The following is a 22,935-nucleotide window of genomic DNA, read 5'->3' on the forward strand; positions in this document are numbered from 1 at the left end:
ACAAATTAATCCAAATCAGCCACTTTTGTAACTTGCCTGTATGTTATATCTTTGAATTCATTAAAATGCGCGTATCCGCACTTAATTTTTCTTTTTTCGCTGACTTTCAATTCCTGCCCTTCCGACTTTGTTTCCGCGACAAAGTAAATCGTTTTCTCATTCTTTTTGACTAAAGCCCAGTCCGGGTTATAATCTCCGATAGGTGTTTTAATTTTAAACCAGAATGGAAGTTTAAAATAAAATTAAATATCGTCCCTGTTTTCACATTCCTTCGCGAATTCGTACTCCACATTGGAATCGAGCGGCATAAGCGCGCTATAAATGGTTTTACCCTGGTTGGATATATTAAAAGTCAGGCCGTTCACATGGATATCATATTCTTCAAACAACCGCATTTCATACTCCCTGTTCCCTATTTTTTCATATTTGATACCGTCAATCATTAGCCCGGAAAGAACATCTTTGACGGCTGTAACAGTGTTATCGAGAAAAAGCTGCGGATTAATGAACACATCGTTTATTCTGCCTGAGTCTTTTAGTATTTCCAGAATTGTCGCCCGCGTGAGTTCCGTGCGTTCCTGTATATAAAAAAGAATATCGGGAATTTGAAATATGCTGTCAATTGAAGTTGTATAAGAAGCTCTTATTTCAGCAATAATGCCGGATTCGTCGAATTCCAAAGCCGTTTTTGTGGTTTTGATTACGGCTTTTTTAATCAAAGGCATATTCCGCACTGCTTCTGCGGCTTTTTGTATCAGATCAAAGGTCTGGTATTCCACTTTGTAATTTGTCTGATATTTTATTTTATCCCAGATTTGTTTAAATTTCTCATCCAGCTCAAAACCTTTGCGATACCTGACTGTTTTTCTTTTTTCCTTGTTCTTAATCCTGCCCGCGAAGGATACCCCGCAATCCTCTTCGATTTCTGTCTGAAGCTGTTTGGCAAACTCCTCATACGATTCATTGGCGATAACAGTCAATCTGTTCACACCGGGATCCTGGACACGATTCCCTTCCTGATTTACGGAAAGCCTCAGGCCTCGCCCGATTTCCTGTCTTTTTTTAAGCTCGGATTTTGTTTCATTTAGCGTGCATATCTGAAACACATTCGGATTATCCCATCCCTCCCGCAACGCCGAATGGCTGAAAATAAAGCGGAGCGGCTCATTGCTGTCAAGAAGCTGTTCCTTGTTTTTCATTATCAGCTTAAAGGTATCGTCATCATCCAGGGTATTGCCTTTCGTGTCTTTCCATTTTCCTTTTTTATCCTTCGAAAAATAACCATTATGGACCTCTTCCGCTTTAAATGGAAGTAACCCTTTATATGCCGATTTTTCTGAAATTTCATCAAATATTTTTTCGAACCATAACGCGAATTTACCTTTAACCGCGTTCCCGGCGGCATCATAACTTCGATAATTCGCCACCCTGTCGATAAAAAACAACGACAAAACTTTTATCCCTTTATCTTTTAGTTTTCTCTCCTTTAAAAAATGCTCTTCCACCGCCTTTCCTATCTGTATTTTCATTACCTCATCGGAAAATCCGCCGAACGTATTGCCGATAAATAAGTTTTCGCCGTTTGAAAGCTCAATAAATCCCTCCGCGGCATCTATACCGTTAATAATGTATCCATTTTTGTATATTTCCCGTTTGCCGGATAACTCATATAAATCATCGCCGACTCTTGCGGTGACTGACTTTCTTTTTACCCCGTCTTTTGTATTAATATCTATTTTTATTTTTGCCGAGGTGCTGGTTTTGGCAGTATTTACCTTTTCGAGACAAATAAAACCCCCGTTAAAATCATTTTCTGTGACAACGGAATCCACCTCAATTTGTTTCACGAGCCCGAGATCATACGCCTTGACCGGATCGAGACTATAAACCATGTTGTAGCGATTTGTATGCGTGGCGGAATAACGCAGGGTACACAGGGGATTCAAATTTCCCACCGCTTTTTTCCTGATATCAGTCTCCATGTTTTGCGGTTCATCGACAATAACAATCGGCATTGTTGCCTGGATGAATTCAACAGGTTTTTTCCCTGTAAGCTTATCGTTGGGTTTATTGATTATATTTTCGTCTTTGGCAAAAGAATCAATATTGATGACCAATATCTGAATATTATTGCTGACGGCAAAATTTCTCAGATTTGAGACCCGTTTTGAATCGTATATCTGAAAATTCACGGGTATCTTATCGTAAAGGTTCTGGAAATGATCAAATGTGATTTCAAGATTTTTAAGGACACCCTCGCGAATGGCAACGGATGGGACAACTATAACGAATTTTTTAAAACCATACTTTTTATTAAGTTCGTAAATCGTGCGCAGATACACATAAGTTTTGCCCGTCCCCGTTTCCATCTCAACGGAAAAATTCAATCCGTCCAATTTCTCGGTTATGGCAATTTCATTTAACCTTTGTATATCCCTTAAATTTTTGAAAATCTGTTCTTCGCTGATAGAAAGCCTGTTGCCAATGCCATCTTCGTTCAAAAACAAACTTTCATTTTGAAATGAAAATCCGAAATCACCCTGATTTAACGGCTGGCCCTCGAATATATTGACAATGGAGTTTATGGCATCGTGCTGGTATTGCTGGTTTGGGTCGAAATGAAGTTTCATTAATTGTCTTTTAATTTTTGGATTGATTTTTCTTCAAAATCAGTATCATCTTCAATTATCGAATCATCGCATACATCATAATCAATAGCATGAATGATTTCACAAATCGTCTTTCCTTTTTTCAATAATACCTTTGAAAGTTCCGGGAAACGTTTTTTTATGTCACTACAAAATTCTTCGAGTTCTAAGCAAAATCTTTTATCAAAATAATCCCAATGTCCGCCACTCATTATAAATTAATCTCCTCTATTCAAATTCTATATAAATCAAGCATTAAGCAACTAGTCTTAATTTTCTTTCTTCTTTCCTCGTCCAAGGGAATTCAATAATACCGTATTCAGCAATAGCCTGGGATACTTCCGATGGAATTTCTTTTTCAAGGTCATTAAGAATCATTATCCCTTCATTATTGCGGGCAAGTTTTGTATCTTCAAAAGCAAAAAGATGCGCCATAATATTCTGTTTTTTAGGGCTATTTACGACCTTTAAAATTCTCTCGCCGGCTTTATCCGAAGGTGGTATTAAAATATCAAATTTATGCTGGAAAGTGCTTTTTCCCTGCAATATAATATTTCGTGAAAATCGAACGGAATTCTGCATCAGAAAATTAACAACATCCTCAAGAAAGAAAGCCTCCACTTTCGGTTCAGCCAAAACAAATAAATCATCTACTGATAAAACAGCTTGTATTAAATTATGTTTTTTAACAGGGAATGTCGAGGGTGTCGCAAAGGTCATAAGTTCATTGCCTTTTACCATAACTCCAAATCCATTTAATATGATTTCCAGCTCTTTCTTCCTAGAAGGAGAACTTAAATCAAGTCCCTCCATTTCTAAATTTGATATAGTTTCGCCGTCATCCGTCATGATTATTTTATCATTCGCGTCCTTTTTTAAATAAATCTGTATATAATCATTTATATGATTAACAAATGGTGTGGTAATTTCATAATAACCATTAATTTCTTTATAGGTGATTTTTTGTTTTAACCAGTCAATATAACTCTGAATAAGTTCTTTCATATAAATAATGTCTCCTTAACTTTGGGCATAGAAATTACATTGCAATATTCTAAAAATTTATTCATTATTTCATAAAAACTTTGGTTTGTAATATTTAAAAATAGTTCTATAGGCACAGCCCATTTATGATTAAATCCTTCCACATATATGTGAATATGAGGGCAAACTACAACAACGCCATTGTATGATTGTAAAATATCAAGAGGAGGATTTTCAACTTCCGGATTAGGATGTGAGGGGCCTTCTATATCTAATCGCCTTAAAACAAACGACTTTCTTGCTCTGTTTTGATAGGTTATTTTTTCCGCTTTGATACTTGCTCTCGTTATATCAAACAAAAATAATTCTCTTTTATCTTTTGATGTAAATGGCAAAACTAATTTCTCGCCCTGGCAGGGAAAATTAAATTCCTTGTTTCCCTCTTCAGGAATTTTTTCCATCGCGAAGAAAAAATCTGCGTCCTTTTGGCTTAAAAAATGTGGCATCTTTATTTTCTCCTCACACCGTCTTAAACTCAATCCCCGCGTCCTTCATCTGCAACGCGGTATTGGTTTTTAATTGATCATTATTCTTAAATAATCGGTCTAATGTGATAACCTTATGAGGTTTTTTAGAAATTACATTCTTAATGATTTTTTCATTAATTTTTTCCAAAACGAGGGCAATTTTCCATTTATTCCAGTTCGTTTCTTACTCATAATCGCAAATTCTACAGTAAAATCATATAAAAATCAAACTAAGTTTTTACAAAATTTTTACATGATCCGTTTCCTAAGAATATTATTTGGTTTCTTTGTCATTTACGGTGATTTGCTCTCTTATTTTACTGAACTTTTTCTCCCCGATACCGCGGACTTTTTTAATATCTTCGATAACCTTAAATCCCCCGGACTTTTCACGGTACTTTATAATTTCCGCGGCGATCTTCGGCCCTATTCCCGGAAGCGTGTCCAGCTCCCCGATTGAGGCGGTGTTAATATTTATTTTTTTGTTTATTGTCCTTACGGCGCCATGATTTGCCAGCCTTTCTGTTTTAACGGATTCGAAAGAAGTGAGGGCCCCTCTGCCCCTCGCCCACTGGACACCCAGGCCCAGAATAATCGCGCCGGTTAAAAATAGAATAATGATCTTTTCCTGTTTGGTAAAATAAAACATAATATTAAAAAAAAATCACCAGTGCACCAGTCACCACGCCACCAGTTTAAGACTATTTTTTCTTTTGCTGGTGACTTTGAGACTTGTAACCTTTATATCATTTTTCATTTAATTTACCCTGCAATCTATCCGCTATGAATTTCGGCAATCTCGCTTTTATATCCACCCCGTTCTCGGTAAATTCCTTTTCCAATATCTCACCATGCGCGGATATTTCACTCGCGATATCCATACGGCTGAAAGGAATAGATAATTTTATTGTGGTGTTGAGATAGTCCAATTTCCGCGTGAGTAAACAAAGCAGATTATCCAGCCCTTCGCCTGTTTTGCATGAAACAGCGACTGAATCGGGAAATTCATCTTTCATTCTTTCAATGAATTTTTTTGATGGGGTCTGGTCAGTCTTGTTCAGGACATTTATAACCGGTTTTTTATCCGCTCCCAATTCCTGCAGGACATTGTTTACAGATTTAAACTTTTCGTTTAATAAATGCGAGGAAACATCAATAACATGTATAAGAATATCAGCGCCCTGGACTTCTTCCAGTGTGGCCTTAAAAGATTCGATTAAACCATGAGGAAGGTTGTGAAGAAAACCGACGGTATCCGTCAGAAGAACGTCCTGGTTATTCGGCAGGGACAATCTTCTTGTTACGGCGTCTAACGTGCTGAAAAGGCGGTTATCCACCAATACATCTGATTTTGTCAGGGCGTTAAGAAGTGAAGATTTGCCGGCGTTTGTATATCCCACAAGGCTTATCAAAGGCAGTGCGTTACGCCTTCTCTGTGTCCTCAAATTATCCCTTCTTTTGCGTAAAATATCCAGCCTGGATTTCAAATGTGAAATTTTTTCTTTAATCCTTCTGCGGTCAATTTCCAGTTTCTGCTCACCCGGCCCGCGGGTCCCTATCCCGCCGCCCAGACGCGAAAGTTCAATCCCTTTCCCGGACAGCCGCGGCAGCAAATAATTTAACTGCGCCAGCTCAACCTGTATCTTTCCTTCATTGCTCTTCGCGCGCCCCGCGAAAACGTCAAGGATCAGCTGTGTCCTGTCGATTACCTTTATATCAACAATGTCTTCGATTTCTCTCTGCTGGGCCGGTGACAGGTCACAGTCAAAAATTACGACTTCCGTGCCCAATTCCCCGGCCCTGCCGTTTATTTCATAAACCTTACCCTTACCGATATAATATGAGGCATTTATTTCCTTAAGCGGGCAAACCAGCAAATCCGAGACCTCCCCTCCGGCTGAAACCACTAAAGACATCAATTCCGACTTGACATCTTCAATATCCCACTCGTCTCTTTTACTGATATGAGGAATAACTAACAGCGCTTTTTCCATAATTTTAATGTCATTAAATATAGCTGCTAAAACTCATGTGTGATTTTTTGTCCGGCCTTTGGCTATTCAAAATAAATATTTTTTTATTATCCAGGTTTTTGTATAACGCAGATGATACCAATTATTTCTTTTTTAAACAATAGATATTTTCTGCTTGACAAATGTTTTTTTTGGTTTATAATTGTAGTCAAAATTGACTACAATAATATTAAGAGAAAAAAATGGATTTATTGAGCCTCGGCCGTTCAAAATTAAGAGAAGCTATATTCAGGCTTTATTTTGTCGCTCCTGAGAGTGAATATTATCTTCGCCAACTGGAGAAAATTCTGAAAGCAGCCGTCGGCAATATCCGCCGGGAACTGCTTAAACTTAAAAAAACAGGCCTTTTTTTGTCCCGTAAGAAAGGACACAAGGATTTCTATTATCTAAACAAGAAATATCCCCTCTTTAATGAATTAAAACAGATTGTAAACAAAACAATCGGACTTGTCGACAAAATCAAAAAAGAAATAAATAAAATACCCGGTATCGAGACAGCTTTTATATACGGCCCGGTTGCCAGGGGTGAAAATAATCTTAAAGCTGAAGTTTTTATTTTTATCATAGGACAGGCAGACAAAAAAAAATTATCAATACTCATCCGCAAATTGGAAAAAATTTTAAAACGAAAAATAAATACATTTGTTACGGGCAGAAAAAAATTTATTTTTAAAAAAGACACAAAAGATTTTTTTATCTTCGACCTTTTAAAACGGCCGAAAATTTTTCTCATCGGGGACGCGAAACGGTTATAATAATAGAGGAGGATTAATGAAAAACGATGTTATTCTAAAAGCCTGCCGCATGGAAAAAACTCCATTTACACCTGTCTGGTTTATGAGACAGGCGGGAAGATATATGGAAGAATACAGGAAAATACGCGAGAACTATTCTTTTATCGAGATGTGTAAAAATCCGGAAATCGCGTGTGAAGTAACATTACAGCCTGTCCGAAAAATCCCTCTTGACGCGGCGATTATTTTCGCTGATATTCTCCTGCCGCTTGAAGGAATGGGGATTGATTTTTACTTTGGCAGGAATGAAGGCCCTGTGATAAAAAATCCAATCAACACAAAGTCCGACATAGAAAAAATAAGAATAATTGAACCTGAAAAAGACGTGGCTTATCTCTTAAAGGCAATAAAACTGGTCAAAAAAGAACTTGACGGGAAAATACCTCTTATCGGTTTTTCAGGCGCTCCTTTCACACTGGCAAGTTATATGATTGAAGGCGGCCATTCACGCGATTATCTTAAAACAAAAATAATGATGTATAACGAACCCGTATCATGGCATAAAATGATGGACAAACTTTCTGAAATAATAATTATTTATCTCTCAGCCCAGATAGAAAGCGGTGTTGACCTTATCCAGCTTTTTGACAGCTGGATAGGATGCCTGTCGGAAAATGACTATGAAAAATTTGTTATGCCGTATTCAGAAAAAATATTCAAGGCCGTGAAAAAACAGAATGTTCCGGCCATTCATTTCGGCACAGGGACAAGCCACCTGCTGGAGTTGATGAAAAAAGCAGGCGGCGATGTCCTCGGTATCGACTGGAGGATAAACCTGGATGAAGCATGGCAAAAACTGGGTAAGGATACGGCTGTACAAGGGAACCTTGACCCATCCGTGCTTTTCGCGCGGCCATCCGAAATAAAAAAGCGTGTAAAACAAATTTTAAACTTTGCAGATAACCGGCCCGGCCATATATTTAATCTCGGGCACGGAATTTTACAGGGAACACCTGTGGAAAATGTAATCCTTTTAGCAAATACAGTCCATGAATACAGTAAAAGCAAATAAAAAAATCGCGGTATTACTTTTAGCCTTCGGCGGACCGGTTTCTTCTGAAGAAGTCGAACCGTTTATTAAAAATGTGACCGGGGGGGAAATTGCTCCTGATAAAATACAGATGGTTTTAGAACGTTACAAAAAAATCGGCGGGAAGTCCCCTTTGCTGGAAATAACCCAGAAACAGGCGGACTTGCTGCAGGAAATGCTAAACCAAAATGAAAACAGGTTCTTGGTCTTTGTAGGTATGAGATACTGGCGTCCTTTTATCGCCGACACCTTAAAAACAATAATCTCAAATGAGATAGAAAAAATTATCGTCCTCCCGATGACACCTTATTATTCCAGGGCAAGCACCGGCGGTTATTATAATGATTTTCTGAAAAGCCTGTCCCAATCTGATAAAAAGGCAGATTATATTTTTATAAAAAACTGGCATGACCACCCCTTGTTTATAAAAGCCTTCACCGAATCAATTATTGAACAAAAAAATAAATTTTTAAATAAAGACCCTGAAATTATTTTCAGCGCCCATAGTATCCCTGAGAAATTTATTAATGAAGGCGATCCCTATGTATCACAGATAAAAGAAACCATAGAGGCCGTTTTAAAAAACACAGGTCTTGCCAGGTGGCACCTCGCATTTCAAAGCAGGGGCTTAAGTTCTATGGAATGGATTGGGCCCGAAGTGTCTTATGTTTTAGAAAAAATTAAAAACACAAATAAAAAAGATGTCCTGCTTGTTCCTATCGGGTTCATTTCCGACCATATTGAAACATTGTATGATATTGATATTTTATATAAAAACGAAGCTTCAAGACTTGGTTTAAATTTTAGAAGAGTACCTTCTCTGAATACAAATCCGACCTTTATTAAATCGCTGGAAGGATTGGTAAGAGGATACTTGCAGGAGGATTTAAAATAAACCCCGCTCTTCCTAAAAAACTAAGAAGAACGGGACACAAAAATTGATTGATATTTTTTTAAATCTAAAAGAATTAAATTAAGAAAGGAAGGGCGGGGTGAAACAAATAGCTATTATAGGCGGAGGGATCAGCGGGCTTTCAACGGCGTATTATTTGAAAAAATTCCTAAAAGCCAAAAAAACCGACACGCAGATCCATATACTGGAAAAAGAAACCAACCTGGGAGGAAACATCATAACTGAAAATAAAAACGGTTTTATCATAGAGGGCGGCCCTGACTGTTTTATATCAGAAAAACCATGGGCGTTAAAATTATGCAGGGAACTTGGGCTTGAAGCGGAACTTTCCGGGACTAACGAGGAAAATAAAAAAACATTCATCCTTGTCAATAAAAAACTAATCGAAATGCCTGAAGGATTAATGTTAATGATACCGACAAAAATCAAACCTTTTTTAAAAACACCGCTAATTTCACTTAAAGGAAAAATAAGAATGGGAATGGACCTTTTTATTCCCGTAAAAAAAGACGGTACAGATGAATCACTGGGAAGTTTTGTCCGGAGGCGTTTAGGACAGGAGGCCCTGGATAAAATTGCTGAACCCCTCGTTGCCGGCATTCACGCCGGAGACCCTGAAACAATGAGCCTGAAAAATACCTTTCCCAGGTTTCTTGAAATGGAACAAAAATACGGTTCGCTGATAAAAGGAATGATTGCACGGATGAATGAAGCACAGAAGTTCACAAAAAAAACGGAAACAGGAAGTCCCAAAGTAACGTTGTTTATGACATTAAATGAAGGCTTGATGCAATTGATAGACGCGTTAAAATTGAACCTGTTGGACAACACAAAAATTATGATAAAAAACAATGCCCTGTCCATTGACAAAATTACTAATGGAAATAAAGTATCATATAACATTAAAACCGATGTCTTCACGTTAAAAGATATTGATATTGTTGTTTTGACTACCCCCGCGTATATTACTTCCGGATTAATCAAAAATTTCGACAATGAACTTTCAGCCATACTTGAAAATTTTCCCTATGTTTCCGCGGCGACCGTTTCAATCGGATTCAGGCGAAAACACATACAACATCCTCTCCATGGATTTGGTTTCGTGGTCCCAAAGACTGAAAGAAGAAAGATTATGGCGACCACATGGACATCATCAAAATTCCCGCACCGCTGTAATAAAGATTACGTCCTGATGCGGGGTTTTTTGGGTGGAGCGGCAAATGAAAAAATGGCTGAACTGGAGGAAAAAGAAATGGTTGAAACTGTATTGAATGAATGGAAGGTAATAATGGGTATTTCCGCCGAACCCGTCCTTCAAAAATCATACCGCTGGATAAAGGGCATGCCCCAGTATGTTATCGGCCATGAAACCACAGTTGAAAAAATTGAGAAATTATCTTCCAGGCACCAGGGACTTATTATTAACGGGAATTATCTAAGAGGGGTCGGGATTGCCGACTGCATTCATAATTCGGAATTAATCGCGCTAAAAATCGCGGAAACAATAATTCAATAAATAACGCTGCCGGAATAAACAAAGGTTTTTTTACCCTTTGTTATAACTGATAATGGACACAATCAGGAAAACTGTTATAAAACCGACACCGCAATAGCCAAGCAGTGTTAAAAAAGGCACCCCGAACAAAATAGGGGCAGTGGTATTTTGTAAAACAATGGCTGACGCTATGGCAAGGCCGGCGATAATGATACCGATTGAAATTTTGTTTCCAAGCCGGTCAATCTCCGCCTCAATTTTTTTGTCCATCGGATTTGTAATTTCAAATCTTAAGCCCCCTGTCTGGACTTTCCTGAGAATCTGCTTGATTTGCTTTGGAAATTCGCGGGATGTATCTGTTAGATCAAAAATTAATTTTAATAACCCGCTGCTTAAATCTTTGAAACTGAATTTTTTCTTCAACAGGTCAAACGCGTAAGGTTTAGTCGTTTCGATAATATTCATGTCCGGCTTTAGTTTTCTTGTAATATTCTCAAGTATCGCAAGTGACCGCATCAAAAGCAGGAAATCGACATTAACGCGGATTTTATATTTCTGGGCGTTATTAAGGGTATCCATGAAGACATCGGAAATTTTAAATTGTTTTATAGGAACATCCAGGTGCCTTTCCATATACGCGACGATATCTTTATGGAAAGAAACATAATCAATCGGCTGTGTCATCATGCCAAGTTTAATATAGGCGTCCACTATTTTTTCAAAATCGCGGGTGACAATCCCGACAAATACCTGTGAAAAATTTTCTTTTAATTCCCTGTGCAGGTACCCGACCATCCCGCAGTCAAGGATTAAGATTTTCCCTTCCGGTGAAATAAGTATATTTCCCATGTGAGGGTCCGCATGGAAAAACCCGTCTTCAAAAAACTGTTTAAGGTAAGCATAAATTATTTTCTCGGCCAGCTTCCCTTTATCTATTTTATATTGCTTGAATTTTTCTTCATCGTCAAGCCTGAAACCGGAGAGTCTTTCAAGCGTCAACACGCGCGATGTGGTATAATCCCACCACACATTGGAAAAACAGATATCGGGGTCATTCCTAAAATTGTTATGCAATTTTTCCGTGTTGCTCGCCTCAATGATAAAATCCATTTCCCGCCGTATCGAATTATCGAATTCTTCAACCAGCAATAACGGTTCGAACAGCCTGTCATCCCCTAATTTCTTTTCAATATAATTGGCAATCATATAGAGAATACGGATATCCGTCAAAATCTTCTTCTGTATCCCGGGCCGCTGCACTTTAACAACCACTTCTTCACCGGTGTTTAACACCGCGTAATGCACCTGGGAAATGGACGCGGCCGCGGCCGGTTTTTTATTAAAACTTTTAAAAATTTTTTCAACAGGCTGGCCAAGCTCATCTTCAATTATTTTCTTTACCTCTTCATAATCAAACGGCTTCACCCTGTCCTGGAGCCTTGTAAAAGCCTCGATAAAATCCTGAGGCAGCAAATCCGGGCGGGTACTCATGATCTGGCCGAATTTAATAAACGTGGGGCCTAACTCCTCAAAAACCAAAGTAAGCCGTTCCGCGGGCGTAAGATTAATTTCTTTTTCAGGCAATTTCTCTATTTTTAATCCGAAAATCCTCTTGCCGAAAGAAAGATATTTATCTAAATTTAAAAAAGATACTGCCTGTCCGAAACCATGTTTGATTAAAACATTTACTATCTGCCGGACACGCTCCAAGTTACTGTAAGTTTCACTTAAATTCACAGGACTATGCCTTTCGCTTTATATATTTTATTTGTTTTTCAGGACTGCTTCCAGTTTTTCAATTCTTTTTTCTAATTTTTCGATATCCTGCTGTGTCGCAAGTTTAGCTTTTTTAAAAATTTGTTCAAGTTGTTCCTGGATCTTTTCTTCAACGAATTTTTTATTTTCTTCAACCTGGCTTAACAGGCTTTTCACAGCGCCTTTCCCTTCCTGCTCCGAAATCTCCCCTTTTTTAACCAGCTCATCAACAATCTTGGAGACCTTTTCTTCCGTAAGGGCCGCGACCCCCAAACCCGCCATAAAAAGTTTTTTTACAATATCCATTTTGTCCTCCTGTTTTAAATTTTTAACCTTTTGTATATATTATAACTCCGGAGAAAAAATATTCAATCGAAAAATTATTTTATAAACAGTAAAAATAAGTTATAATTAGCGGCAAGAGATTCTAAAATGGCTGAATTATCAAAAACCGGTAAATTGCAAATAATAGAGGATAAACTGCAGAATTGTTTCAGATGCGAAATTTCAAAATCCAGGAACAATCTTGTTTTTGGAACGGGAAATCCCGATACCAGGATTATGTTTATAGGTGAAGCCCCCGGGCGCGACGAAGACTTGCAGGGTAAACCGTTTGTCGGGCGCGCGGGACAGCTTTTGACAAAAATAATCGAGTCGATTGGATTAAAAAGGGAAGAAGTATATATCGCCAATATTCTTAAATGCCGTCCCCCTAATAACCGCGACCCCGAACCTGATGAAATAAATAACTGCGAACAATTCTTGAAACAGCAGATAGAAATTATCCAGCCTGAAATTATATGCAGCCTCGGGAGAATTTCCGCACAGGCTTTGCTAAAGACACAAGCACCAATTTCAAGGCTCCGCGGACAATTCTTCATCTATGAAAATATAAAACTAATCCCGACATTCCATCCTGCTTACCTTCTAAGAAATCCCCATGATAAAATAAAGGTGTGGGATGATATGAAAAAAATCAAAGAAATACTTGATAACCCCCGGCCAAACCGGACAACTCCGGAAACAAATAAAGAACAAAAGCCGGAGAAAGAATTCTCAAAACAGCTGAATTTGTTTTAAAAAGGCTAGTGCTCTGCTGATTTCACCTCGATATGTTTAAAACCTTATATCTTAATATGCCGGCCGGGACTTTAATTTCCACCTTGTCATTCTTTTTGAGGCCCAATAGATTGTTTCCTATGGGCGAAGATATGGAAATCCTGCCCTCTGTAAAATCAGCCTCTACTTCCGAAACAAGGGTATATTCCAATTCCTCATTTGAGTCGAGGTCCTTCAGCTTAACTGTCGCGCCTATTAAAACTTCATCGTTGGAAATCTTTGAATCATCAAGTATCTGGGCACGGCTGAACTTATCCTGTAATTCAGAAATCCTTTTTTCGTTAAATGCCTGGGCCTCTTTTGCCGCGTCATACTCGGCATTTTCGCTTATATCCCCGTGGTCCCTTGCCGCGCCAATCTCTTTGGAAATTTCCCGCCGCCGCGTAGTTTGCAAATATTTAAGTTCTTTTCTTAATTTTTCATAACCTTCCTTGCTTAAATAAATTTTTCCTTTAGTCATATGCGCTCCCTTTAATTAATGTCTTTGTTTAGTCAGCTTGTGATAATTTTTTAACGTGTTTTTTTATTTTTAAATTCCCATGTTCGACAAGATTCTCGCTATGGAATTGACTGTTTCTGTTAATTTGGGGTGGGAAACCTCCAATCCTTCAATAGATGCCGTTAAACCCTCCAGTGAAGATTTTATAAGATTGGGATTTTTTTCTTTTCTTGTTGTTTCGTGAGCACTTATTTCCGCGAAATGAGCAATGCTTCGCGCGTCATCTTCGCGGTTTTCACGGAGCGCTGAAACTTCCGATTTCAAATCGGACAAAAGCCTGAGAAGTTCTTTTTTATTATCTTTGTTTATAGTTTCCGATTCTCTGATTTTTTCTTCTATCTTTGTGATTGTGGTATTTACCATTTTGCTGTCCTCCACTAGTTAAAGCTTATATGTTTATTATACCTTAATTTTTTCAAATAATTAATAAAAAATAAAATTGGAAATATTATAGAAGTCGGTTCATTACGAAGTTTTTCAAAACATGTATCAAATTAACCTTTTATTATTATTTCAAATAAAACCTGACACCGAACAAAATATCAAATTCACTTTTAGTGTCAGGTGAGACCTGAAAGAGAGGCGCGGCCTCTAAAAATAATTCTACAGGATGCTTCTCAAAGACATAATCCAGCCCGGCTGAAGTCCTTAAATACAGTTTATCAGAGTCCCTGTTTTCTTCGATCTTTAATCCAAACCCGGCATGCCCGCCCAACAAACCGTTTTGATCTTTAGAAAACAAATCCCACGCGTGCCAAAGGTAACCGCCGTATATTGCCGCATCATGTTTAAAACCTATCCCGAACTCAACCGCGTTTTTCCTGCTGAACCGGTATTTTAATACCGGCCCTGTTTCGTGGCCGGCAGAAACACCCAGCCCAAGCGGTTTTTCAGAAACAGCCGGGACATAATTATTTTCCAGGAACAATATCAATAAAGCAAAGACAAAATATAAAATTGATTTTCTCATAGTTTGATTGTATCACATCACAATTATTTTTAGAAATAATATATTAAACCTGAGCTCGTAAAAAGGAATAAATTCCCCAAGGTAATATACAAAATAACAATAAAGTTTATGGCTCTTGATTGGCAGAAAGTATCACCAGGAATCAACGTCCCTCCCTACTTCAGTCTGTTAAACTGTTAAAATTTTTAATTTATTTTACCACAGCAGAGGGTATATTTGGACTTTTAGGATTAACAGTTACTTTTCTTCTTGAGGGATGCACAACTAAATCCATGTCTTCCATAGGCACTGCACCCATTAGTACAGAATCACCTAATACTAATGCCCCTGTAAAACAAGTACGATTTGCGAATTTTATTTGAACAGGGCCGACATAGGGAACTACTAATGATTTACCGTCTGCTGTTGTAACTTCTCTTTTTTCGATTTCTTCTAGTTCAAGCTGCACCATCAAGTGTTCAGGTATGCATAATGTCATTGCACCGGTATCAACCATCGCACTAACTTCCAGAGATTTTAATTTTGTTTTCCGTGGATTTGAAAGAACTATATTTGTATATACTAAACCCATGATTAATTCCTCCTCTAAAGAAAGTATATCACAGCTTTTTCAAAAATTTTGATATTTTTAATAATCGATTAATTCTTTGTAGAGTAGAACACTGGCGCAATACCAAGAGCAGCTTCCTGGATACTATATTCTTCAGGATATTTTTGTATAATTTCCTCGTATTGTTTTATTGCATTGTCATATTGCCCAATATTACGATACGATTCTGCAATTTTGAGTTTAACTTCGGGAACACGGTTATCATTTGGAAATAATTGAATAAAATTCATGATTAGAAATAATATATTAAACCTGAGCTTGTGACCCTGTTATGGCCTAACCCGCTTTCGGCAACCGCGCTGATTTTATCAGAAATATTATACCTGCCTCCGAACAATGGAGAATAATTTCCTTCACGTTCGCCGTCAACTTTTTCGTTTGTTATAGAATTTTTCAGCCGGTTTTTTCCGCTATACGCGCGGAGCCCCCCGTAAATCCCGAATTTATCCGCCACTTTTGTCTCAATAATAAGAGCGGATTGGATCTCGGAAATGATAAAAACCGAATCTCTGCCTTTTTCGTTTTCGGTTTTTTGAAGAAGCCCGTAGGACATGGAATAACTTACCAGAAAATAAGAGTTTATTGGTTCAATAAATTTCGGCAGTTCATATCCAATACCAGCCCCGTAAATAATTCCGCCGCTTCCCCTGAACCCGTTTGAATCATTAAGTTTAGTTGAGACTGGCAATCCGATATTGGCCTGAATCGTGCACTTTTCAAAAAGCGAATACCCGTACTTCAGAAGCAGGGCGCTTTGCCCCAGATTAAACTGTTCCCCACCTATTTTTTCATGACTGGAACCATACGATCCGGCCAAAGAAATATGCGGCCGGCTTTTTTCTCCCTGCGTAATAGCGCAGCAGGCCCCTGACGCGAAGACTTTCCGCGGCAGGAATCCGCTCACTGAAATACTTATTACGACTAACGCTAAAAAAGTGTATTTTAATCTGTTTGGCATATATCCCTCTTTATGTTTTATTATTCGGGTCATTGTCGAATTTCGCTTTGTATTCTGTTTCTAAAGATTCTATTATTGTAATCTATTTTCAAATTATAAATGGATCTTTTTGGTTTACCTCATGAACAAAGGCAGGGTCACACTCATTAAAACCATCTTGTAAATCCAAGATTCAATCCGAAATCCGGCCCACCTTTGTTGAGGCCGACAAAATTGCTGTATTTTATGGAATAATCTTTATTCAAGATATGAAAGAGACTGAAATTAAGCTCTAACGGATTTTTTTCGCCTGTAATAATCGCCCGTCTCCCATCCAGTGAAACTTCAATGTCCGTCTTGCCAAAAATACGTGACGCTCCAATACTGTAAAGATAAATATCATTGTAATCAAACTCCCCATCACCTGTTTTTATGTAACCCGCCCTCACAGAAAACCTGTTTTTATTAACTCTTTTGGACATCTCGGCAAAAGCGCCGTAATCTATTTCCCCAGTGCCTAATCCCTTACCTTCATCCGCAAGCGGCAGTTTGACAGCAAGAGACCCATAAAGTGAAATTTTACCCGGGTTGTCTCCTGAAAGCAAACTGCCGCCCCTGATTACGAGGTCTCCCGCTCCCGCTTCGGTGCCGGACATCCCTGAATCTGAGTTACGCAAGACAAGAAATGAGCCTGACATACTTACATCATATTGAGGCGCGATATACCCAAATCCGGGAGAAAAATAAAACAGGTTTGAGCGCGTCGATGTTCCAAAATCACCTGTTTTGAAACCCGAATTTATATCAAAATAATAACGGCCGTCATCAGCCCTGGCAGAAGCATAAATCGCGGCAGAAAACAGCAACAGGAAAAATGTTGAATATTTCATTTATTTATTTTTTTGCTCTTTTTGCATATCCTTCATCTTTGATTCCAGGTTTTCCATCTTTTCCTGCATCTTTTTTGTCATTTCGTGGTCCATTTCACCTTTATCCATTTGCGCTGCCATGTCTTTCATCATGCCCGACATTTCATTCATCATCTTTGACATATCTTTCATTTTTTCATGGTCCATTGATTTCATATTTTCCATATTGGTGGTAATATTTTTCATCATTTCATTCATCTTTCCCATCATTTGAGACATATCACGCATCATATTTTGATTCATCATCTGGCCGGACATCATCTGTGATGAATGCTGGCCGCCCATATCGCCCTTGTCTTCCCCGCCGCCCATCATTCCGCCACCGTCATGCATCTGGGACATTGAAACTGAACCAAGTAAAATCAAAACCCAAACAACCATACTTAATCTTTTCATTCGAATCTCCTTTCTTTTTCTATTTTTCTTGAACCTCCTTATTTTCAGGGGGCCGCGTTTCCGGTTTTGGATGGACCTTTGTTCCTCCGCAGCAATCAGGAGATTGTCCCCCAAAATTTTTCTCATTAGATTCCGCCAATTTTCCCAGCCATTTTTTAATCCATTTTATCATAATTTTCCTATTATTTTGATTTATATACACGAATGACCACCGGTAAAACTTACGATTCTCAATAAAAATAACGATAAAGGGATGGGTTCTTACAGTGGTCATCCGCGTATTATTGCATCTGATATTTTATTATTTCTTATTCCTTGATATATTTTTTCGGGTCCTTGTCGAATTTTTCTTTACAGGCCTTTGAACAGAAATAATAGGTTTTCCCGCCATACACCGAAGTCGCGTCCGCCTCCTCAGAATTGATTTCCATTTTGCAGACAGGGTCTTTGACTTTCATATTCATTTTGCCCTCCTTTTTCTGGTTTTCCTCTTCTATTTTTTTTATAAATTTTTCAGGGTCCTTTTTGAATTCGTCGATACATGCCGCGCAGCAGAAATCATAAATCTTCCCCTTGTATTCATAAGCGACCTTTGTTTTTTCGTCAATCTTATCACCGGTCACAGGGCATATGATATTTCCGATATTTTCAGGCTCAACCGCCCTGTTAATCACAATATCTTTTCCACCTGTCTTTGTTTCCTTGTGTTTTGAACTGCTGTGTCCGGCATGGCCGTCATCCTTCGCGCAGCAATCCATCGCGAAGATACTGATTTGCGCGAATAATAAAAATCCGATTAATAAAATAATGTTTTTTTTCATATTTTGTCCTTTCGTAGGGGCTGGGTTTCCCAGCCCTATATTATTACATTTGTTTAATAAAGGGCGAGGCAACCTCGCCCCTACAAAAATTTAATGATAATACAAACTCGATTCTTCTTTCGGAATAATTTTTCCGTCCTGTAAATGGATTATCCTCTGCGTCATGCCCGCCAATTCCAGGTCGTGCGTGGCGATAAATATCGCGATCCCTTTTTTCGCCAGCTGATTAAACAAAACCAGTAACTGGTCCCTGACTTTCAGTTCAAGCTTCCCAGTGGGTTCATCCGCGATTAAAAGCTTCGGATCGTTAATCAGCGCCCTGGCGATCGCCATACGCTGTTTATCCCCGCCTGAAAGCATATACGCGGGTATGTTTTCCCTGCCTTTTAAACCAACGTCTTCTATAACTTTATATATTTTTTCTTTTTCTATCGGTTTCTTGGCAAATACCAGGGGCAGTTCCACATTTTCCACGGCGAAAAGATTTGGTATGAGATAGAACTGCTGAAAAATAAATCCAAGATAATTGCGCCGGACATTAATCAACTGGGATTCGTTGAAATGCGTGACATCCTCACCGCCGACATCCAGGGTGCCTGATGTGGCCGTATCCAGGCAGCTTATAAGATTCATCAATGTGGTCTTGCCCGAGCCCGACGGCCCGACAATCGAAACAATCTCGCCTTTCTTAATTGAAAAATCCACACCGTCCAGGGCCTTGACGGTCTCTGAACCGCGGGTATAATATTTTTTTAGGCTTTTTGCTTCTAATACTATATCATTAATCATTTGACACCTCTTTTTTCTAACCGTTTAAACAGTTCAAGCAGTTTAAACGGTTTAAACCGTTATTTAACAATTTCATCCTTCTCAATCCGCCCCTCGCGCAAATGCACAACCCTATCCGCCTGGTAAGCCAGTTTCACATTATGCGTCGCGGCTATTATCGTGATATTTTCTTCTTTGCCAAGTTCCCTGAATAAATCATAAATTCCCTGCGCGTTTTTTGTGTCAAGATTACCAGTTGGCTCATCAGCCAGGACAATATCCGGTTTGTTGGCCAGCGCGCGCGCAACAGCCGTCCTCTGCATCTCGCCGCCTGACATTTCTTTCGGCAGATGGTTCATTCTTTTTCCGAGCCCCACTCTTTCCATTAAATGCTTAGCCCAGCTCAGGTCTTTTTTGTTGGCGAACATCATGGGTAATTGCACATTCTCAAGGGCTGTCAGTTCTTTAACGAGGAAAAATTCCTGGAATACAAATCCCAGGTGATGAAGCCTTAAGTCACGCATACGAGAGTCATCAAACAAATTAAGATTTTGGCCCATAACCGTCAAATTACCGTCCGTTACATGATCAAGGCACCCGGCAAGATTTAGAAATGTGGTTTTCCCGGCGCCTGACGGCCCCATTATCGAAATAAACTCACCTTTGTTTATAGTAAGCTCTATTCCTTTAAGCGCGACAATCTCTTCCGCGTAAAGGCGATAGACCTTTTTCAATCCTTTTGTAGTTATAACTTGTGTATTTTCCATATTAACCTCCTGATATTTAAAAACGGTTTAAACAGTTTTTAAATAAACCCGTTTAAACGGTTTGAACAGTTTAAACGGTTTAAACCGTTTTATTATTCCCCGCTCCTTATCGCTTCAATCGGCCGCATCTTCGCCGCGCGGTATGCGGGCCATATTCCCGACAAAACTCCAAGGACAATCGCACCGAGAAATGAACCGATGATTATCCCAGGCGTGAAATTTATTATCTGGCCGGCCGGGACATAACCCGCTTTGGACATTACCGCCCTGATTAATTTTTCAATAAAACTTCCGCCGAACACGGCAATGACCGTCCCGAAAATACCCCCAAAAACACAGATAATAATTGTCTCAAGCCAGATAAGCTTGAATATATCCATACGTGACGCTCCAATCGCCTTCATTATCCCTATTTCCTGGGTGCGTTCAAACACACTCATTAAAATAGTATTCATTACCCCGATCAGCGCGACAAAAATCGCGATAAACGCCACGGACATAACGAGGATCTTCGCGGTCTGCACGAGATTGAGAATCGTCCCTTTCACCTCCGCCAAACTTACAACCTGCGTTTCGCCCAATTCCTTGCGGTTGTATATCCTGTCGGTAAAAAGCGGGAGCTGGGCAAGGTTATTCAGCCTGACCCCGATACCTGTCAGCATTTTGTGTTTTCTGAAAATCCTCTGCGCCTCTTCAAGCTGGATAAAATACGAACCGTCATCCTTCCCGCCGCCTCTTTCCAAAATTCCGACTACCCTGAAGGTATAAGAAGTCAACACGGGTCTCTCCACTTCCTTTTCAATTTCTTTTGATTTCCCGCTGGCGGGATCCGTGATTTTTTCCTTTACCTTTTCCCTCGCCATTTCTTTGACCTTGATTGTCAGCTTCTGGCCGACCTGGACAAACCCGGTCTGCGCGGCCTCCCAGCCGACAACCATTTCGATCTCGCCTTCTTTATCATAGTCAACGATTTTCGGACTTCCTTTTGGATCGACGGCCACCATATCCATATCGATTTCCTCGGCATTCGGATACGCCAAATCTATATTCCCGACATTGTAGCTGTCTTTTGTCTCATTAATAATTACACCGACAACTTTACTCCCGTCTTTTAACGATAATTCATCTTTTGTTTCATCGCCTCTTTTTATCGTATTCACGGCTTCCACATCCAATTTATTATACAATCTTGACGGAAGTATGACCTTTATTGTCGAGACGATCTTCTTTTTCTCGATAAAATCGCCGCTAACAGGGTCAAGCTCTGTCCCAACAACTTTTTCATATTTTCCTTCACCTGTAATCAAACCTTTCAACACTTTGCCGTTTTTCAAATATATCTCGTCCGCTTTAACCTCGCGGGTGTTAAACCACCTGCCCATGGGGCCGTCTATTTCTTTTTCAGTCTCATTGCCCGATGAATCAACAACCCTTTCTTTATGTTTTCCCGATGCTATCAACATCATCGGGCGAAGTTTTGTGTAACTTTCCATATCTATACCCCAGAATGTGTAAAATCCATCCCCGTTTTCTTTAATTAACGGGTTCATTAACATCGGGGTAAGTTCGGCGACCTCCTTGTCCTGTTTTATTTTTGCTATCGTGTCATCTGTAAGATACCGAAGCGCCCCTGTCCCCGCCAAAGCCACTGTCGCCAATTCGTAAGGACACCCCTTGGCGGTGATTAAGACCTGGTATCCCATGCCGGAAACGTCCTTTTCCAGCGCGATGCGATACCCCGAATTAAACCCTAAAAGGCTAACCAAAACCGCCACCGCCACACCCACACCTCCAATTGTCAATAACGACCTTATTTTCCGCCTGTATAAATTTTTATAGGCCAGATTTAAATATTTTTGCATTGTAATCTCCTCTGTTGTAGGGGCGAACCCCCGTGTTCGCCCTTAATATAACGGTATTCGTTCCATTATTTGGGCAGACACAGGGGGCTGCCCCTACATTTTACTGTTTTAGATAATTCTCTATCTCTCTAATATCAATGTTTAACTTTTTTATCAATCCATCCTTATTAATCAAAATATTTGTCGGAATCGCGCGCACCATATAAAGGTTCCCTGTCTTTCCTTTTGAATCCAGCAATATTTTGTATTTTATTCCGCTCGCCCGGACAAAGGATTGGACTGTTTCTTTTGGTTCCTCCAGATTTATCCCTACAATCTCTATTTTATCTTTATATTTTTCAGCAAATTCATTTAAACGCGGTATCTCCTCTCGGCACGAGGGGCACCAGCTTGCCCAGAAATTCAGGATTATCTCTTTTCCATTTAAAAGGCTTTCCAGAGAAATTTCATTGCCGTCCAAATCCAGAATGGAAAAATCAGGGGCTTCGTCTCCAACCGCCATAAACCGCGGTTTTGGGCCGCTGCAGCCCATAAAAAGCATGGAGCATAGAGCATAGAGCATGGGAATCAAAATAATTTTTTTCATAAAGTTTAACTATCCTCCTCTAACCTCTCTTAATCTACCCTTATCAGGGGAGAAACCGATTATCCCCCTGATAAGGGGGAATAAAAGGGGGTTATTTTATCACCAACCCCTTCGCCAGGACCTTCGTCTCTTTCGGTTCCCCTTCAGTCTGATAAACCAGACCCCTGACAATCACATTCCTGCCGACCCTTTGAGGGATTGTTATCGGGGTCCCGTGCATTTCAATGTAAATCATGGCGCCGTCTTTATCGCGGATATTTACCCATCCGCCGGTAGGGCATTCAGTGCCTATCTGGCCCTCAACAATGACCTCGTTATTAACATAGTCCTGAGGGTTGACCAAAAGGCTCCCGATTGCCGTCCTTGGCGCGTTTTCATCAACCGCCTCGCCGAATTTTTCCGTTTTCGGGCCGCAGCCCACAAAGTATAAAGTGATAAGTGTCAAGTTTAAAACAAGAATAAAAAACATTACCTTCCTAAAATTTTTCCCAA

General features: G+C 39.4%; 28 protein-coding genes and 1 pseudogene. 5 read left to right on the forward strand and 24 right to left on the reverse strand.

Features of this window, described 5'->3' with window-relative positions; all coding sequences use genetic code 11:
* Positions 1 to 5: 5 nt before the first annotated feature.
* The 7 genes and pseudogenes from AB1498_04310 to hflX all read right to left on the reverse strand — a co-directional run bounded on the left by AB1498_04310 (position 6) and on the right by hflX (position 6,153).
* Positions 6 to 230, reverse strand: a pseudogene (locus tag AB1498_04310) (hypothetical protein).
* Positions 231 to 242: 12 nt separating this feature from the next.
* Positions 243 to 2,630, reverse strand: coding sequence for a DEAD/DEAH box helicase family protein (locus AB1498_04315; protein ID MEW6087505.1), 2,388 nt, complete (start codon positions 2,628 to 2,630; stop codon positions 243 to 245).
* Positions 2,630 to 2,860 (reverse strand): hypothetical protein, encoded by a 231-nt coding sequence (locus tag AB1498_04320; GenBank protein ID MEW6087506.1) that lies wholly within the window; start codon positions 2,858 to 2,860, stop codon positions 2,630 to 2,632. Before AB1498_04320 ends, AB1498_04315 begins: the two co-directional genes overlap by 1 nt.
* A gap of 43 nt (positions 2,861 to 2,903) precedes the next feature.
* The gene (locus AB1498_04325) at positions 2,904 to 3,653 is read right to left on the reverse strand and encodes a DUF1828 domain-containing protein (GenBank protein MEW6087507.1); all 750 of its coding nucleotides are present in this window, start codon (positions 3,651 to 3,653) and stop codon (positions 2,904 to 2,906) included.
* Positions 3,650 to 4,138, reverse strand: coding sequence for a hypothetical protein (locus tag AB1498_04330; protein ID MEW6087508.1), 489 nt, complete (start codon positions 4,136 to 4,138; stop codon positions 3,650 to 3,652). Before AB1498_04330 ends, AB1498_04325 begins: the two co-directional genes overlap by 4 nt.
* Before the next feature lie 295 nt (positions 4,139 to 4,433).
* Entirely contained in the window at positions 4,434 to 4,808 is a 375-nt protein-coding gene (locus AB1498_04335; protein MEW6087509.1) for a ComEA family DNA-binding protein, read from the reverse strand.
* A 97-nt stretch (positions 4,809 to 4,905) separates the two neighbouring features.
* Entirely contained in the window at positions 4,906 to 6,153 is a 1,248-nt protein-coding gene (gene hflX, locus AB1498_04340) for a GTPase HflX (protein ID MEW6087510.1), read from the reverse strand.
* 221 nt (positions 6,154 to 6,374) lie between these two features.
* Here hflX and AB1498_04345 point away from each other — a divergent pair, with 221 nt between their 5' ends.
* The 4 genes from AB1498_04345 (at position 6,375) to hemG (ending at position 10,445) form a co-directional block, all read left to right on the forward strand.
* Complete coding sequence (locus AB1498_04345; GenBank protein ID MEW6087511.1) at positions 6,375 to 6,947, forward strand: hypothetical protein; 573 nt, start codon at positions 6,375 to 6,377, stop codon at positions 6,945 to 6,947.
* A gap of 16 nt (positions 6,948 to 6,963) precedes the next feature.
* The gene (gene hemE / locus AB1498_04350) at positions 6,964 to 7,998 is read left to right on the forward strand and encodes a uroporphyrinogen decarboxylase (protein MEW6087512.1); all 1,035 of its coding nucleotides are present in this window, start codon (positions 6,964 to 6,966) and stop codon (positions 7,996 to 7,998) included.
* Positions 7,976 to 8,911: a ferrochelatase gene (gene hemH, locus AB1498_04355; GenBank protein ID MEW6087513.1), complete on the forward strand. Its 936-nt coding sequence runs from the start codon at positions 7,976 to 7,978 to the stop codon at positions 8,909 to 8,911. Before hemE ends, hemH begins: the two co-directional genes overlap by 23 nt.
* Before the next feature lie 97 nt (positions 8,912 to 9,008).
* A complete protein-coding gene (gene hemG / locus AB1498_04360; GenBank protein ID MEW6087514.1) occupies positions 9,009 to 10,445 on the forward strand; it encodes a protoporphyrinogen oxidase in 1,437 nt (478 codons plus the stop codon).
* Between the two features lie 30 nt (positions 10,446 to 10,475).
* Here the strand turns inward: hemG and AB1498_04365 are convergent, their stop codons facing one another.
* Both AB1498_04365 and AB1498_04370 read right to left on the reverse strand, forming a co-directional pair.
* Positions 10,476 to 12,161, reverse strand: a complete 1,686-nt coding sequence (locus AB1498_04365; protein MEW6087515.1) for an AarF/ABC1/UbiB kinase family protein — start codon at positions 12,159 to 12,161, stop codon at positions 10,476 to 10,478.
* A gap of 27 nt (positions 12,162 to 12,188) precedes the next feature.
* Positions 12,189 to 12,485, reverse strand: a complete 297-nt coding sequence (locus AB1498_04370) for a phasin family protein (protein ID MEW6087516.1) — start codon at positions 12,483 to 12,485, stop codon at positions 12,189 to 12,191.
* A gap of 126 nt (positions 12,486 to 12,611) precedes the next feature.
* Between AB1498_04370 and AB1498_04375 the strand changes: the two genes are divergently transcribed.
* Positions 12,612 to 13,259 (forward strand): uracil-DNA glycosylase, encoded by a 648-nt coding sequence (locus tag AB1498_04375; protein MEW6087517.1) that lies wholly within the window; start codon positions 12,612 to 12,614, stop codon positions 13,257 to 13,259.
* Between the two features lie 22 nt (positions 13,260 to 13,281).
* Here AB1498_04375 and greA read toward each other — a convergent pair whose 3' ends face one another.
* The 15 genes from greA to AB1498_04450 all read right to left on the reverse strand — a co-directional run bounded on the left by greA (position 13,282) and on the right by AB1498_04450 (position 22,912).
* Positions 13,282 to 13,758: a transcription elongation factor GreA gene (gene greA / locus AB1498_04380; GenBank protein ID MEW6087518.1), complete on the reverse strand. Its 477-nt coding sequence runs from the start codon at positions 13,756 to 13,758 to the stop codon at positions 13,282 to 13,284.
* Positions 13,759 to 13,827: 69 nt separating this feature from the next.
* The gene (locus AB1498_04385) at positions 13,828 to 14,160 is read right to left on the reverse strand and encodes a DUF4404 family protein (protein MEW6087519.1); all 333 of its coding nucleotides are present in this window, start codon (positions 14,158 to 14,160) and stop codon (positions 13,828 to 13,830) included.
* Positions 14,161 to 14,305: 145 nt separating this feature from the next.
* Complete coding sequence (locus tag AB1498_04390) at positions 14,306 to 14,767, reverse strand: hypothetical protein (protein MEW6087520.1); 462 nt, start codon at positions 14,765 to 14,767, stop codon at positions 14,306 to 14,308.
* Positions 14,768 to 14,957: 190 nt separating this feature from the next.
* On the reverse strand, positions 14,958 to 15,338 hold the full coding sequence (locus AB1498_04395) for a clan AA aspartic protease (GenBank protein MEW6087521.1): 381 nt from the start codon (positions 15,336 to 15,338) through the stop codon (positions 14,958 to 14,960).
* Between the two features lie 68 nt (positions 15,339 to 15,406).
* A complete protein-coding gene (locus AB1498_04400) occupies positions 15,407 to 15,607 on the reverse strand; it encodes a tetratricopeptide repeat protein (protein MEW6087522.1) in 201 nt (66 codons plus the stop codon).
* Positions 15,608 to 15,609: 2 nt separating this feature from the next.
* On the reverse strand, positions 15,610 to 16,335 hold the full coding sequence (locus AB1498_04405) for a hypothetical protein (GenBank protein ID MEW6087523.1): 726 nt from the start codon (positions 16,333 to 16,335) through the stop codon (positions 15,610 to 15,612).
* A gap of 146 nt (positions 16,336 to 16,481) precedes the next feature.
* A complete protein-coding gene (locus AB1498_04410; GenBank protein ID MEW6087524.1) occupies positions 16,482 to 17,204 on the reverse strand; it encodes a hypothetical protein in 723 nt (240 codons plus the stop codon).
* Positions 17,205 to 17,639, reverse strand: a complete 435-nt coding sequence (locus AB1498_04415) for a hypothetical protein (protein ID MEW6087525.1) — start codon at positions 17,637 to 17,639, stop codon at positions 17,205 to 17,207. It abuts the gene before it with no gap.
* A gap of 19 nt (positions 17,640 to 17,658) precedes the next feature.
* Positions 17,659 to 17,811 carry an LDCC motif putative metal-binding protein gene (locus tag AB1498_04420; protein ID MEW6087526.1) on the reverse strand — a complete coding sequence of 51 codons (153 nt, stop codon included), beginning with the start codon at positions 17,809 to 17,811 and terminating at the stop codon, positions 17,659 to 17,661.
* A 136-nt stretch (positions 17,812 to 17,947) separates the two neighbouring features.
* A complete protein-coding gene (locus AB1498_04425; protein MEW6087527.1) occupies positions 17,948 to 18,460 on the reverse strand; it encodes a YHS domain-containing protein in 513 nt (170 codons plus the stop codon).
* Between the two features lie 90 nt (positions 18,461 to 18,550).
* A complete protein-coding gene (locus AB1498_04430; GenBank protein ID MEW6087528.1) occupies positions 18,551 to 19,249 on the reverse strand; it encodes an ABC transporter ATP-binding protein in 699 nt (232 codons plus the stop codon).
* Between the two features lie 59 nt (positions 19,250 to 19,308).
* Positions 19,309 to 19,995 (reverse strand): ABC transporter ATP-binding protein, encoded by a 687-nt coding sequence (locus tag AB1498_04435; protein MEW6087529.1) that lies wholly within the window; start codon positions 19,993 to 19,995, stop codon positions 19,309 to 19,311.
* 92 nt (positions 19,996 to 20,087) lie between these two features.
* Complete coding sequence (locus AB1498_04440) at positions 20,088 to 21,857, reverse strand: FtsX-like permease family protein (GenBank protein MEW6087530.1); 1,770 nt, start codon at positions 21,855 to 21,857, stop codon at positions 20,088 to 20,090.
* A 100-nt stretch (positions 21,858 to 21,957) separates the two neighbouring features.
* A complete protein-coding gene (locus AB1498_04445; GenBank protein ID MEW6087531.1) occupies positions 21,958 to 22,443 on the reverse strand; it encodes a TlpA disulfide reductase family protein in 486 nt (161 codons plus the stop codon).
* 91 nt (positions 22,444 to 22,534) lie between these two features.
* Complete coding sequence (locus AB1498_04450; GenBank protein ID MEW6087532.1) at positions 22,535 to 22,912, reverse strand: hypothetical protein; 378 nt, start codon at positions 22,910 to 22,912, stop codon at positions 22,535 to 22,537.
* Positions 22,913 to 22,935: the final 23 nt, after the last annotated feature.

Source organism: bacterium, assembly GCA_040754625.1.
In the GTDB taxonomy this organism is placed as follows: Bacteria; JACRDZ01; JAQUKH01; order JAQUKH01; family JAQUKH01; genus JAQUKH01.

Coding starts and splice junctions, on each gene's coding strand:
- AB1498_04440 (MEW6087530.1), bottom strand. CDS start 21,857: ATGCAAAAATATTTAAATCTGGCCTATAAAAATTTATACAGGCGGAAA.
- AB1498_04375 (MEW6087517.1), top strand. CDS start 12,612: ATGGCTGAATTATCAAAAACCGGTAAATTGCAAATAATAGAGGATAAA.
- AB1498_04445 (MEW6087531.1), bottom strand. CDS start 22,443: ATGAAAAAAATTATTTTGATTCCCATGCTCTATGCTCTATGCTCCATG.
- hemE (MEW6087512.1), top strand. CDS start 6,964: ATGAAAAACGATGTTATTCTAAAAGCCTGCCGCATGGAAAAAACTCCA.
- AB1498_04415 (MEW6087525.1), bottom strand. CDS start 17,639: ATGAAAAGATTAAGTATGGTTGTTTGGGTTTTGATTTTACTTGGTTCA.
- AB1498_04370 (MEW6087516.1), bottom strand. CDS start 12,485: ATGGATATTGTAAAAAAACTTTTTATGGCGGGTTTGGGGGTCGCGGCC.
- hflX (MEW6087510.1), bottom strand. CDS start 6,153: ATGGAAAAAGCGCTGTTAGTTATTCCTCATATCAGTAAAAGAGACGAG.
- AB1498_04430 (MEW6087528.1), bottom strand. CDS start 19,249: ATGATTAATGATATAGTATTAGAAGCAAAAAGCCTAAAAAAATATTAT.
- AB1498_04335 (MEW6087509.1), bottom strand. CDS start 4,808: ATGTTTTATTTTACCAAACAGGAAAAGATCATTATTCTATTTTTAACC.
- AB1498_04435 (MEW6087529.1), bottom strand. CDS start 19,995: ATGGAAAATACACAAGTTATAACTACAAAAGGATTGAAAAAGGTCTAT.
- AB1498_04330 (MEW6087508.1), bottom strand. CDS start 4,138: ATGCCACATTTTTTAAGCCAAAAGGACGCAGATTTTTTCTTCGCGATG.
- AB1498_04410 (MEW6087524.1), bottom strand. CDS start 17,204: ATGAAATATTCAACATTTTTCCTGTTGCTGTTTTCTGCCGCGATTTAT.
- AB1498_04390 (MEW6087520.1), bottom strand. CDS start 14,767: ATGAGAAAATCAATTTTATATTTTGTCTTTGCTTTATTGATATTGTTC.
- greA (MEW6087518.1), bottom strand. CDS start 13,758: ATGACTAAAGGAAAAATTTATTTAAGCAAGGAAGGTTATGAAAAATTA.
- hemH (MEW6087513.1), top strand. CDS start 7,976: ATGAATACAGTAAAAGCAAATAAAAAAATCGCGGTATTACTTTTAGCC.
- AB1498_04405 (MEW6087523.1), bottom strand. CDS start 16,335: ATGCCAAACAGATTAAAATACACTTTTTTAGCGTTAGTCGTAATAAGT.
- AB1498_04420 (MEW6087526.1), bottom strand. CDS start 17,811: ATGATAAAATGGATTAAAAAATGGCTGGGAAAATTGGCGGAATCTAAT.
- AB1498_04320 (MEW6087506.1), bottom strand. CDS start 2,860: ATGAGTGGCGGACATTGGGATTATTTTGATAAAAGATTTTGCTTAGAA.
- AB1498_04315 (MEW6087505.1), bottom strand. CDS start 2,630: ATGAAACTTCATTTCGACCCAAACCAGCAATACCAGCACGATGCCATA.
- AB1498_04385 (MEW6087519.1), bottom strand. CDS start 14,160: ATGGTAAATACCACAATCACAAAGATAGAAGAAAAAATCAGAGAATCG.
- AB1498_04395 (MEW6087521.1), bottom strand. CDS start 15,338: ATGGGTTTAGTATATACAAATATAGTTCTTTCAAATCCACGGAAAACA.
- AB1498_04325 (MEW6087507.1), bottom strand. CDS start 3,653: ATGAAAGAACTTATTCAGAGTTATATTGACTGGTTAAAACAAAAAATC.
- AB1498_04425 (MEW6087527.1), bottom strand. CDS start 18,460: ATGAAAAAAAACATTATTTTATTAATCGGATTTTTATTATTCGCGCAA.
- AB1498_04400 (MEW6087522.1), bottom strand. CDS start 15,607: ATGAATTTTATTCAATTATTTCCAAATGATAACCGTGTTCCCGAAGTT.
- AB1498_04345 (MEW6087511.1), top strand. CDS start 6,375: ATGGATTTATTGAGCCTCGGCCGTTCAAAATTAAGAGAAGCTATATTC.
- AB1498_04450 (MEW6087532.1), bottom strand. CDS start 22,912: ATGTTTTTTATTCTTGTTTTAAACTTGACACTTATCACTTTATACTTT.